The organism is Sulfobacillus sp. TH-112 (genome assembly GCF_057473405.1).
Genome location: NZ_JBYCKN010000117.1, coordinates 1 through 12,051 on the forward strand (window position 1 = coordinate 1; position 12,051 = coordinate 12,051).

The window sequence follows — 12,051 nt, forward strand, 5'->3', positions numbered from 1 at the left end:
CAATTGCTCACACGACCACTAATGACGGACCGCAGTTGGTGCAGCGAGATCTCTCTTAAAGGGATGTCGGGATTCTCAATGAAAAGGATTGGCAACCGTCCCAGCACCGATTGCTGCAGTGCCACCCCTTGGGTCCATTCCGGACGCGGAGGGATATCGGCCACGCCGATATCCGCCCGCCCACGGCTGACCTCAACCAGTCCTGCCACTGACCCGCCCCCACTCAAAGTCACGGAGTCCTCGGGGTGTTGCCGCTCCCATCCCGGAATCGCTGCACGCAGGTAGGCGATGACGCTGGTGGCCCCCACCACACTGAGGTGATGATGACGGGGAGCCACGGTTAGGCTCGATAACAGGATGATGGCCGTCAAAAGCGTCGCTGACATCCATGCCGTCATTACCGATCCTCCTCTCCCAGTTCACAATATTGTGGCAAGAAGACCGTAAATCGTGTCCCCTGTCCCACCGTACTGCTTACTTCTATGCGACCTTGGAGGAGTTCAATGATGTGTTTTACAATCGCCAGCCCAAGCCCGGTCCCTCCCGAGGCCCGCGAACGCGCTCGATCAACACGGTAAAATCGTTCAAAGATGCGCGGTAGGTCGGCTGGAGGAATTCCAATCCCGGTATCCTCTACCGAAATCGCCACCTCCCCTACCGGCGGATGGGCCGCCGCACTCACCTCCACCGTGCCTCCAGAGGGGGTGTACTGTATAGCATTTTGCACTAAATTGAGCAACACCTCTTGCAAACGATCTGGATCTCCAGAGATTAAGGGAAGTATGGCCGGAATGTTGCTTTTCAGCGTAAGTCCCGCACTCTGCGCTCGTGGGGTCAGTCGAGAAATGACCGATTCCACCGCCGTTGCCAAATCCACGCCTTCGATGGCAAACGGCAGTGAGTGATTTTCAATACGTGACAGCATCAGCAAATCGTCAACCAGCCGTGTCATCCGATTTGACTCGTCATAAATGAGGTGGGTAAATCGTTCTCGCGACTCGCTATCAATGTCGTCTTCCATGAGTGTCTCAGTAAATCCACGAATAATGGTCAGAGGCGTCTGTAATTCGTGGCTCACATTCGCTACGAAGTCTTGCCGCATGCGCTCCAATTGACTTTGTAGCGAAATGTCTCGAGAGACCATCACCGCACCTAGCCCACCGATGGACTCCGGAAGCGACGCAATGGTGACTTCCACCACCACATTAACTTGATCAGGGGGAGACCAATGCACGGTTTCTGAACCGCCCGCACGGGTGACACGATGCACAGCGTCATCAATTTTGACGTCGCGAATCACTTCAAGAAGATGGCGGCCCGTCACCGGTTCCTCATGAATGCGAAACATCTGCAGCGCTGCTTGATTGACGAGAGTAATGGTGAGCCCATGATTTAAGATAAGAATGCCGTTCGCCATGCTCGTCAAAATGGCTTCCAACTGCTTTTTATCCTGTTCTAAATCGCGGGTGCGCTCCATGAGCACCTCGGCCACCGAGTTCATGCCATGTGCCAATAAATCGAAGGGATCGTCTTGATCCAGATATACTCGCGCCTGGAGGTCGCCCGAAGCCCAGCGATCCACTGTGCCTTTTAACTGTTCAATGGATTCCGTCTGCAACCGTTGGTTCCCTCGCGAAGCTAAAAGAAAACGAATCACCCACACCCAGGCCACCAAAAAGCATATTGCCGTCCACAAACGTCCCCGAGGAAACCGCAATAGCAATAGTCCAACCGTGGCAAGACCCAACGACCACGCCACAATCCAGATATTCGCGCGACCGATCCTTTTCATTGGCTCGAAAAACGGTACCCGACCCCGCGAACAGTCTCAATATATCGCGGATGAGCAGGGTCCTCTTTCAACTTCTCTCGTAAATGACGGACGTGGACATCCACGGTACGCGCATCGCCGTAAAAATCTTGCCCCCAGACTCGCACCAAGAGTTCATCACGCGTAAAGGCGCGACCGGGGTTACGGGCTAAAATGGTCAATAGTTCAAACTCCGTAAAAGTTAAATTAATCGCTCTACCTTCCACCAACACTTCTCGGCGATCGATATCCACTTCAAGCCCTGAGAAGCGCACTTCTCCTGAATCTTCTCGCCCCTTACCACTGCGACGCAGGATGGCCTTCACTCGCGCAATCAATTCGCGCGGCGAGAACGGCTTAGTCACATAATCGTCCGCCCCGAGCTCCAATCCCAGCACTCGATCCAATTCATCCTTGCGCGCCGTCAACATGATGATGGGAACGTCCGTGGATTGACGGATGGTGCGACACGCATCTAGGCCGGACATGCCCGGCAACATCACATCAAGAATAATCAAATCAAAATGCTCTTTAGAAGCTCGGTCCACTGCTTTTAAGCCATTCTCCTCGGTATCCACTTGGTATCCTTCCCGAGTTAAATGATAGGTTACCAGCTCGACGATCGCCTGCTCGTCATCCACTACTAACACCCGCTGCATATCGGGATTTGCTCCTCCAATCAGTGATCCCACAAAATCCTCCGTATATCGACACGAACCGCTAATACGTTTAACGAGGTCATATATTCTACTTCCTCGCGCACATGGTCTTGCACATCATGAAGAATCGAAAAGAGGTGAATTTCTGCGTGCGGGGATACATCCAACTGAATGCGCACCCCTTCTGGTGATGATTGTACCATGACACGTGACACCTTCACGACTTCTGGGGACATTCGCGCAGCATGAACCACAATGGCCGTTAACACCGTGTCGGCAATATAAAAGCGCCCCATACTGGAATAGGTAGGCCGAACAATGGATTTTTCGACTTCCACCTGATACCCTTTTTTACGAAATATAAATCGCAGGGGATCGACAAGATATCCGGAGAAAGACTTGCGTACTTCCATCGTCGGCGCAGGAATGACATGTTTCCCTTCCGACTCGCGCACAAAATGGGCGAGGCGTCGTTCCTCGGTCGATGTAATATCTTCAATGCGAATCCATTCGATGGGAAGATGGGCAATCTCGAGCGCTACGGTAATGCGATGGACCATGTGTTCCGAAGTGCCCAAGATGAGTAGTGCCGAAGGATTTAACGTGTGAAGGGCATCGCGTACAGCATCACGATGGCTCGCATCCTCAAAAATGGCACGTTTGACCGCGGCCATGCGAGTAGCTTCGCGCTTTGCAGATCGGCCTGCTAAAATCCGCCCATGATGGATAAGAAGGCCATCGTCAATGATGGTATCAAGATTAGAGTCAACCGCCACCATTGATGCGCGATGACTTTTCCCGCTACCACTCGGGCCAATTAACGCGACCACATGATCCATGACTCAATAGCCTCGCTCTCGATGATATATCCCACTGAGCACCTCGCCACGATAAAAACGGTCTAGGTTGTGAAAAAGCACTTCCGCCATGTCTTGAGGACGGCTAGGGCCGGCGACATGAGGGGTAATGCGTATGCGGGGAGCGTGCCATAACGGATCTTCTGGCGTCAGCGGCTCTTGATCAAAAACGTCTAACATCGCTCCACTAGTATGCCCTCGAGCAATGGAACGTTGTAATGCCTCAACATCTAATGACCAACCGCGGCCAATATTAATCACGTAGCTCTCTGGATTCATCCAGGCGAGCTGCCGCTCGCCGACCACCTTCGCCGATTCTTGCGTCGCAGGCAGCACCATCACCAACGCATCCAATCCTGAAAAAAACGATGATTCTTGTTCCCGAGACAGGCCCTGCACTCCGGGGATTGATGGGCTACGCCTCCCCATGGCGCGAACCGCTTTGACCAGGGGCAAAAGCATGGCCGCAATGCACCCGCCAATCGATCCTGCTCCGAGAATCCCCACGGTGATCTCCGAAAGTTGGCTCGTCAGATACGGCTCCCATATCTTGAAGCGTTGCTGTTCTCGCGCCCTGTCGTCATTTTTCATCCAATTCAAGAGCGCCATCAAGACGTATTCTCCCATGTCTGATCCAAATTTATCGACCATGCGGGTCACCACCACCGCATCGGAAATTCCTTCGGGAATCCAATCTAACCCGGCGCCGGCCCCTTGAATCCATGCCAGTCGCGGTAACGCATTCACCACGTCGAGGGGAATGTTCCACCCAAAGAGAATGAGAACGTCCCGGCGCTCCTCGGCGCTTAAGTCGTCATATCGGACTAGTCTTTGCTGCGCACCAAGCTCATTCCAAGCCCGTACTAACTTCTCATGCGTGTCCGCTTCTAAATAGGTTGCAATGGGGGTCGTCATGCCTCTTCTGTCCCTGCTTGAAGGATTAGAGCCCGCACAAGGTCATACCGGGGCATCATGTACTCCCACTCTACCGTTTCATTGCGAGCGTGGGCACCTTGCCCAATGGCTCCCAGGCCATCTAACGTAGGGGCGATAGGAGCCGTAAAGTTTCCGTCGCTGGCTCCTCCGACTCGAGCCCCACTCAGGTTTGTCCCGGTAAGATTCTTCCAAATCTCTCCCGCCTTCACGACCCAAGGTTCACTAGTCTCGTTGGGTTCCATCGGTGGACGTGAAAATCCCCCCTGATACTGCACCTCACAGCGAAAATCAAATCGCGGCGGGGCATGTAATGTCGCGGTCACTCGGTCCATCTCCGAGGCAGTGGAAACTCGCACATCCAGCAGCAGCGAAGCTTTTCCTGCCACGACGTTCGGCCGGGTACCGCCCTCAACGACGCCCACATTAACCGTCGTGCCCATAGTTTTTTGCTCCAATCCATCCAGCCACAAGATCTGTTGCGCCAATTCCCGAATCGCGCTGGCCCCGTTGTCTGGTTCGAGTCCAGCGTGACTTTCGACACCGTGAACCTCTAGGAAAAAGTTCCCGACCCCGGATCGTCCAATCTTGATGCCCCCACCCGATGTCCCCGACTCTAACACCAACACGAGATCCGCTTGTTTGGCTACCTCTTCGATGCGCGTGCGACTTTCATCACTGCCCACTTCCTCATCGGGAGTCACTACCAAATGAAATGGTGTCTCCTCAGGAAGACTACGAATCGCCGCCATCGCTAATACCAGACCGGCTTTCATGTCGAGCACCCCGGGACCATACACCCGTTCACCGTCATCGCGCCACGGCATCTCGTCTATCGTACCCTTCGGCCATACCGTGTCGGCGTGTCCTAATAATAGCGCGCCCCCTTGCCCCCGCTTCATTTCCCAAATGGGGCCTTTCGGCGTCGATGTGACTTGCACTGTCCCTGCCATTCCTAAGCCGCCCTGAATAATGGCCATGACCTCTTCAATGCCTGCGACATCGCCTGAGGGAGACTCCACTTGCACTAAATCCTTGAGCCAAGCACGCATTTGATCAGAAACTGACTGGCGATCCATGAGGCCATCCTCCTTTGGTTAGTGTCTCTCCCAAAATCCACTCTTCATGACAGGTACGGAACGCCTTGAGACGATTCATATCTGGAACCACACCGATCCCGGGGCCATCCGGTACTGAGAGCGTTCCATCGGAATTCAAAGAAAATTCCGGGTCAATCACATCGTGCGCAAAATATCGATTGCTGGCCGACGTATCTCCCGGCAGTCGAAAATTAGGCAAGGTCGACAAATGCAAATTATGCGCACGGCCGATGCCGGTCTCCAACATCCCGCCACACCATACCGGGATGTCATGTGCCATCGCGACATCATGCACTCGACGCGCTACACTGTGTCCCCCTACACGTCCGACCTTCACATTAATAATGGAACAGGCCCCAATCTCAATCGCCTTACGCGCGTCATGGTCTGAGCGAATGGCTTCGTCTAGGCAAATCGGGGTATGAATATGGTGGGTCAGCACACTATGGTCAATGATGTCATCTTCGCGCAACGGTTGCTCCAACATCATCAGGTTGAGGGGATCAAGTGCCTTTAATACCTCAATATCTTCGAGCCCATAGCACGAATTGGCATCTGCCATGATCAGCACTTCGTCCCCCACCGCCTGCCGCAACTGTTGCAAGGGGATGAGATCCATTCCCGGTTTAATTTTCACTTTAAGACGTCGATAGCCCTCAGCCAGATATCGCTCGGCTAAGTCAATGAGTGCCGAGGGACTCTCTTGAATTCCAATGGACACCCCTACGGGAATGCGCATTCGTTCCGGATCACCGCCCAAAAGCGCCCATAAAGGGACTTCTTGACTGCGGGCATACCAATCCCAAATAGCCATTTCGATAGCCGCCTTGGCCATGGGATTTCCCCGCACCGGAGCCAACAGCCGTTCGACATCCATGGGCTCTTTAATCTCCACTTGGTTCAGCCGCGGCACCAAATCATTTTTCAGGGCAAAATACAGCGAGGCATGCGTTTCTTCGCTGTATAAGGGTTCAACATCTGCCACCGACTCGGAATATCCAGTCACCCCTTCGGCCATCACCGACACAATCCAGGTGGTTTTTCGGCTATCCACCCCAAAAGAGGTTTGAAACGGTGACTTCAAGGGGATTTCAATGAAGTCTAACGCCATACGTTCTAATTTCATGTCAGTTCCTACCTTTCTTCATGCCGAAAATTATTGCATCTCCCGGCTCTCTTTGGCCCACCGATAAAAGACCTGCATCGCCTCCCGCCTAACCCCCACAATCCGCCATCCCTCATCCCAGCGGTGCATCATGTCGGAAAAATATTCATTCAGTTGGCCCCGCGCTCTCTCTGGATCGGTGTGACGCAGTGCGGCCACATCGATGGGAATCATCACCTCTTCTGTGGCCAATTGCGTCCTCAATGGGCTCGACCCTTCCCAGCGTACCCAAAGGCGGTGCGTGGGCATAGACCCATTCAGTGCATCGTCAAGTAAGCCATAGACATTCTCCTGAATCGACACCACGCGAGCGCCTAACACGGCCAAGTTAAACCAAGCATTGGCCGCCATTAAGGGATCAAAGGTCCATCCTATATAGGAAAATCCGCGCGTCTGGGCCACCTCCCATTGTTGTGCTTTGAGCGCAGCACCAAGATGCTGGCTGCGATAGGACGGGGCGACGGCCAATAGATGTGAATGCAGATACAGTTCACCCTCCGCATCGAGTCCCGGGAATCCAACCGATACCCCTACCATGCGATGCTCGCTATAGGCCCCCAATACCACGCCGCCATGATGGGCAAATACTGTGAGAAGCGACGCCGGAATGGGATCGGGATTGCCCCAGATTTCGACCTCCAAGCGAGAAGCCTCGTTAAATTCCCGCTGGCCGGTGAGTTGGCGAATGTCCATCGTCTTGCCCCTCTCCAAGGTGTTCCATCAGGCTATCCATAACGCGCGCCGTGGCGCCCCATAATCTTCCGAATTCGAGTGGAAATTCCGGCATAATGTAGAGCCCCACGCGGCCCACTCTTCGCACTCTCCGAAGTTCCGCTAAGGGCACCCACGCATAGTCCGCCACCTCAGACACTTGCGGATAGACAATCGGCCTCTCCCGGATCTCTGCGACAATGGGCGCAATGGTATAGCCTGTGACAGGAATATATACCGGATCCAGATAGCCCAGCCGATCCGCCTCGTGAATCGCAATACCGACCTCTTCTTGAGTTTCTCGCTGCGCTGTATGCCATAAGGATTGGTCCACTGCCGGATCAAAGCTCCCCCCCGGCAACGCCAATTGGCCCGGATGATGATGCAGAGTATGCGGCCGTTCAATGAGTAGCACCGCCAGTTCGGGTTCGTGCGCCAGGATCACCATCACGGCTGATGGTTTACTCCATGACTGAAACAGAGGCTCAACCACACTTAAGTGACGCGCCCAATGAGAAATAATTGTCGCCTCACTCCTTCCTGCAAGAGGATTCGTCTGAAGACTCAGCGAATCTAATATAAGAATCGTAACATACTGGAGGTGCAGCATGCGTAAAATCACACCGGAAGACTTGTTTGAGTTTCAACTCGTCGGACAAGTCACCATTCATCCCCATTCTGACCAGGTTGTGTATCAACAACAGCAAGCATCCCGAGAGGACAATAAGACCCACTCGCATCTCATGAGTGTTACCCCAGGGTCCGAGCCCCGTCCATTTACCCAAGGAACCTCGGATTCGAGTCCCCAGTTTTCTCCGGATGGTAAGCTATTAGCATTTTTATCTCGACGCAGTGGAAGCTCCCAGATTTGGGTCATGTCAACCTCAGGAGGCGAAGCGCGTCAAGTCACCAAGATTGATGGCGGCGTCGAAACCTTTCGCTGGCATCCCTCGTCAGAGCGGCTGATCTACATAGCGCTCATCGGTCCTGATGGGATTACCGAAGAGAAGACCGACGAGAGCGACGATCCGTACATCAAGTTTAATCGCGATGTGAAAGTGATCACGGAACAATATCACAAGCTGGACGGGGTCGGTTATTATACCGAGAAACGTCCTCATCTCGTCATACAAGATCTCTCTGATGACAAAAATCCCAAACAACTCACCCATGGCCCCATGCGTCATGACGGCCTGAGCATCTCTCACGATGGCACGATGGCTCTTACCGCCACTCGTTACGGCGAAGACTACGATCTGAATGGATCTCGACCGCACCTCTACCTTATCGATTTATCGGGTCAACAAGAGCCCAAGGCCCTCACCACAGATCCTCTTTCGGTCGGTGAGGCGATCTTCTCTCAAGATGATCACACCATCTATTTTGAGGCCACCAACGCCGATGATTTAGGCTACGATAACGTCAACCTCTATCGCATAGACCGAGCGGGACAGGGCCTTAAACAAATTGCAAGCCAATGGGACCGCCCTTTCGCCGATCTATCCATCTCTGACATGCCTGCCCCCGGATCCAATCCCATGATTCTGGACAGCGATGAGAGCCATCTCTATGTCCTGACCACCAAGAATGGGACTACGCAACTGGCCAAGATTACCCTCGCCACAGATGATGTGGAATTGATGACGGATGCCGATCAAGTGTTCTATAGCTATGACATCCGCCACGATGGTCGATATGCGGCCTTATGCACCACCACTCCCACCAATCCTGGACGGGTGCTATGGCTCGACTTATCCACTCATGCTCTATCGCTCCTCGCCGATCCCAATAAAGATCTCTTAAGCGAGATCACCTTGTCGGAACCGCAACGCTTTTCCGCCCATGCTGAAAACGGTCCGGAGTTAGACGCTTGGGTGATGAAGCCGGTCGGGCTGAAAGAAGGCGAGACGGCACCCACCGCTCTTGAAATTCATGGCGGTCCCATGATGATGTACGCCCAAAGCTTTTTCTTTGAGTTTCAATGTCTTGCCGCCCAAGGATACGGCGTCGTGTATTCGAATCCCCGTGGTTCTCAAGGCTATGGTCGGGACTTCTGCGGCGCAATTCAGCGCGAATGGGGACATCTTGATTATGACGACATTATGGCGGCACTGGACACCGCTATTGCTAACGAGCCCTGGATTGATACCAGTCGCCTCGGCGTCTTAGGCGGGTCATATGGCGGCTACATGACCAATTGGATTCTTGGACACAGCGATCGGTTTAAAGCGGCCATTACCATGCGTTCAGTGGTGGACTGGGCCACCATGATCGGCACAGGCGACTTAGGATGGCACTGGATAAAACGCGCAGACGGAGTGTGGCCGTATGGTGGTGACGACGCTTGGTATCGTCAACAGAGTCCCATCACCTACGTTGAAAACATTACCACCCCCCTTCTAATCGAACATCAAGAAGGCGACTTACGCTGCCCGATTGAACAAGGCGAAATGCTATTTACGGCGATGAAATACTTTGGGAAAGCACCGGTAAAGTTTATCCGCTATCCCAATGAGTTCCACGGCATGAGTCGTAACGGAAAGCCATGGCATCGTGTATACCGCCTAAACACCTTTGCTGAGTGGTTTCAGACATACCTCTAAACCCAAATACCAGATGAGAAGAGACCCTAGGCTTCATGACAGCCGGGGTCTTTTCCCCTGGGCTATCGCTCCCACCCTTTTTATTTGATCACTGATAGTGTCCGACCTTTTAGGCAGGTCGTAGATGGCCATTTAATCAGGTGCTAACGCTCATATCCATCGCGGAAAATCTATGGATTGAGCGATCCTCTATCACAATCTTGCCAAAATGAATACGCCACACTATACTTAGCCTCATTCAGTGTGGATGGGGGGTGAGGCTGGTGGTATTTCTCGGCGGACAGATAGCCTATCCGTTCGATCAAGGACATTTTTCGGCCTTCGGTAAGGGCGTAGTATGCACTTTTCGCCGTATGGGCGAAGCCAGCCTCCCCGGAGCGTCCAGGATGCCTTAATGCATTGACTCCGCGGATCTGGCTCGAGCCCATCGGTTCGAGCCTTTCTATTTCCGAGGAGGATGAACAATGATTGTGATGAGCACCTCCGGTCTCAGCCGAAATTTCGGCTATGCACCGGTATTGGATCAGGTGAGTGTGGAAATCAAGGACGGCCAGCGCATCGGGGTAGTCGGACCGAATGGCTCTGGGAAGAGCACGTTATTGAAACTCTTGGCGCACCTTGATACGCCAGACCAGGGATCGGTCACTTGGCGGCAAGGACTGACAATTGGCTACGTGCCGCAGTTGTCAGGAGACCTTCCTCAGGGCACAGTACGAGAGGTCATCGAAGAGAGTTTTCGACCTGCCCTTCAATGGCTCGATGAATTGGAACGTATTACTCAGACCATGGCGTCCGCTTCTCCTGACCAAATGGATCGATTGGGACGGGATTATGAACGGTGCTTAGTCCAGCTTGACCAGTCGCGCACCTATGAAGTGCAATCCCGCGTGGATGGGGTCATTCATGCCTTTGGATTTGAGTCGCTGTCTCAGATCGCGGTGGCGAGCTTGAGTGGCGGCGAACGAACCAAAGTGGCGCTGGCGCGCGCTATTGTACGCCAACCGGACTGTCTCATTTTAGATGAGCCCACCAATCATCTTGACCTCGGAGCCCTGGAGTGGCTTGAGGAGACATTAAAGCGGCATATGGGAGCCGTCATTCTAGTATCTCACGATCGCTATTTCCTCGACCAAGTCGCGACCCACATTTGGGAAGTAGAGGATCGTGCGCTGACGCCCTATGTAGGTAGCTATACAGCTTATGTTGAAGAGCGAGAGCGTCGTCTCTTGCACGAATTTGAAAAATATCAGCAACAGCAGGAACGTATCGTTCATATGGAGGAGGCGATCAAGCGCCTCAGAGATTGGGCTAATCGGTCGAACCCGCCCAGCGAGGCCATGCATCGCAGGGCAAGCAGCATCCAAAAGCGGCTCGATCGCATGATACCTCTCGAAAAGCCGAAGATGGAACGTACCACCATGAGTTTCAACATGCAGACCGGGGAGCGCAGTGGCAATCGGGTGATTGAGTGGCGAGGAATCGAGAGAGCCTTTGACGGCCGTCCGGTACTGAAAGGGATAAATTGGCTAGTCCGCGAAGGCGACCGCATTGGCTTAGTGGGACAAAACGGAGCGGGCAAATCGACCATGGTGCAGATCCTCATGGGCGATTTGACACCAGACAACGGCGAATGGCACAAGGGACCGTCGGTGCGTGTGGGAGTGCTCCATCAGACCATCTGGGAAAGTGCCGATGACCCCCAGGAGCGAGTCATCGATCGATTTCGATCCGCCGTACCCATAGAGATCGGTCAAGCACGAAACATCATGGCACGTTTTCTATTCTATGGCGACCATGTGTTTCGGCCGGTAGGCTCCCTTAGCGGTGGTGAACAGATGCGACTTCGGCTGGCACAACTCATGTATCAGGACATTAATACGTTAGTTCTTGACGAACCGACCAACCACTTAGACATCGAGTCTCGGGAACTCTTGGAAGAAACCTTGGAGCAATTTCAAGGCACTCTCGTAATCATTTCCCATGATCGGTACTTTCTAAATCGTTGCGCCGATATCATCGATTGGCTGGAAGACGGACAATTGACCCGATACCATGACGGCTATGACGCAGTTCGTGCATTACGGAGCAATCGGCCATAATTGCCCTACCATTCAAGGTCACAGCGTACCATGAAGGCACGCGTGTCGCGTCAGTTAGTCTCCGTAAATGAGTTGGATTGGTTCATTGCATTAAGGTGCGAGAGCACCCCGCGC

At 53.3% G+C, this 12,051-nt stretch carries 11 protein-coding genes; 2 read left to right on the forward strand and 9 right to left on the reverse strand.

Annotated elements, in window-relative coordinates:
* The 9 genes from ACOJWD_RS07905 to ACOJWD_RS07945 all read right to left on the reverse strand — a co-directional run.
* Positions 1–398 (reverse strand): substrate-binding domain-containing protein (locus ACOJWD_RS07905; protein ID WP_486992679.1); only part of this gene is annotated, 398 nt, incomplete at its 3' end.
* Positions 398–1,759, reverse strand: coding sequence for a HAMP domain-containing sensor histidine kinase (locus tag ACOJWD_RS07910; RefSeq protein ID WP_486992680.1), 1,362 nt, complete (start codon positions 1,757–1,759; stop codon positions 398–400). The genes ACOJWD_RS07905 and ACOJWD_RS07910, both read right to left, overlap by 1 nt.
* A gap of 29 nt (positions 1,760–1,788) precedes the next feature.
* Positions 1,789–2,469, reverse strand: a complete 681-nt coding sequence (locus ACOJWD_RS07915; protein ID WP_486992689.1) for a response regulator — start codon at positions 2,467–2,469, stop codon at positions 1,789–1,791.
* 20 nt (positions 2,470–2,489) lie between these two features.
* Positions 2,490–3,308 (reverse strand): Asp23/Gls24 family envelope stress response protein, encoded by an 819-nt coding sequence (locus tag ACOJWD_RS07920; RefSeq protein ID WP_486992681.1) that lies wholly within the window; start codon positions 3,306–3,308, stop codon positions 2,490–2,492.
* Positions 3,309–3,311: 3 nt separating this feature from the next.
* Complete coding sequence (locus tag ACOJWD_RS07925) at positions 3,312–4,241, reverse strand: NAD(P)-dependent oxidoreductase (RefSeq protein ID WP_486992682.1); 930 nt, start codon at positions 4,239–4,241, stop codon at positions 3,312–3,314.
* The gene (locus tag ACOJWD_RS07930) at positions 4,238–5,338 is read right to left on the reverse strand and encodes a M20/M25/M40 family metallo-hydrolase (RefSeq protein WP_486992683.1); all 1,101 of its coding nucleotides are present in this window, start codon (positions 5,336–5,338) and stop codon (positions 4,238–4,240) included. The genes ACOJWD_RS07925 and ACOJWD_RS07930 overlap by 4 nt, the downstream gene beginning before the upstream one ends.
* On the reverse strand, positions 5,316–6,485 hold the full coding sequence (gene menC, locus ACOJWD_RS07935) for an o-succinylbenzoate synthase (RefSeq protein WP_486992684.1): 1,170 nt from the start codon (positions 6,483–6,485) through the stop codon (positions 5,316–5,318). Before menC ends, ACOJWD_RS07930 begins: the two co-directional genes overlap by 23 nt.
* Before the next feature lie 30 nt (positions 6,486–6,515).
* Positions 6,516–7,217 (reverse strand): GNAT family N-acetyltransferase, encoded by a 702-nt coding sequence (locus ACOJWD_RS07940; RefSeq protein WP_486992685.1) that lies wholly within the window; start codon positions 7,215–7,217, stop codon positions 6,516–6,518.
* Positions 7,180–7,845, reverse strand: coding sequence for an NUDIX hydrolase (locus ACOJWD_RS07945; protein WP_486992686.1), 666 nt, complete (start codon positions 7,843–7,845; stop codon positions 7,180–7,182). The genes ACOJWD_RS07940 and ACOJWD_RS07945 overlap by 38 nt, the downstream gene beginning before the upstream one ends.
* Here ACOJWD_RS07945 and ACOJWD_RS07950 point away from each other — a divergent pair.
* Together ACOJWD_RS07950 and abc-f are read left to right on the forward strand one after the other, a co-directional pair.
* Positions 7,844–9,838, forward strand: coding sequence for a S9 family peptidase (locus ACOJWD_RS07950; protein WP_486992687.1), 1,995 nt, complete (start codon positions 7,844–7,846; stop codon positions 9,836–9,838). The two genes, ACOJWD_RS07945 and ACOJWD_RS07950, sit on opposite strands and share 2 nt — an antisense overlap.
* Before the next feature lie 464 nt (positions 9,839–10,302).
* Positions 10,303–11,937, forward strand: coding sequence for a ribosomal protection-like ABC-F family protein (abc-f, locus tag ACOJWD_RS07955; protein ID WP_486992688.1), 1,635 nt, complete (start codon positions 10,303–10,305; stop codon positions 11,935–11,937).
* The last annotated feature ends 114 nt before the right edge of the window (positions 11,938–12,051 follow it).

Bases quoted from the DNA above. Each gene is read 5' to 3' on its own strand.
- ACOJWD_RS07945 (WP_486992686.1), bottom strand. From the start codon at position 7,845: ATGCTGCACCTCCAGTATGTTACGATTCTTATATTAGATTCGCTGAGT.
- ACOJWD_RS07915 (WP_486992689.1), bottom strand. From the start codon at position 2,469: ATGCAGCGGGTGTTAGTAGTGGATGACGAGCAGGCGATCGTCGAGCTG.
- ACOJWD_RS07940 (WP_486992685.1), bottom strand. From the start codon at position 7,217: ATGGACATTCGCCAACTCACCGGCCAGCGGGAATTTAACGAGGCTTCT.
- ACOJWD_RS07920 (WP_486992681.1), bottom strand. From the start codon at position 3,308: ATGGATCATGTGGTCGCGTTAATTGGCCCGAGTGGTAGCGGGAAAAGT.
- ACOJWD_RS07930 (WP_486992683.1), bottom strand. From the start codon at position 5,338: ATGGATCGCCAGTCAGTTTCTGATCAAATGCGTGCTTGGCTCAAGGAT.
- ACOJWD_RS07950 (WP_486992687.1), top strand. From the start codon at position 7,844: ATGCGTAAAATCACACCGGAAGACTTGTTTGAGTTTCAACTCGTCGGA.
- ACOJWD_RS07925 (WP_486992682.1), bottom strand. From the start codon at position 4,241: ATGACGACCCCCATTGCAACCTATTTAGAAGCGGACACGCATGAGAAG.
- menC (WP_486992684.1), bottom strand. From the start codon at position 6,485: ATGAAATTAGAACGTATGGCGTTAGACTTCATTGAAATCCCCTTGAAG.
- abc-f (WP_486992688.1), top strand. From the start codon at position 10,303: ATGATTGTGATGAGCACCTCCGGTCTCAGCCGAAATTTCGGCTATGCA.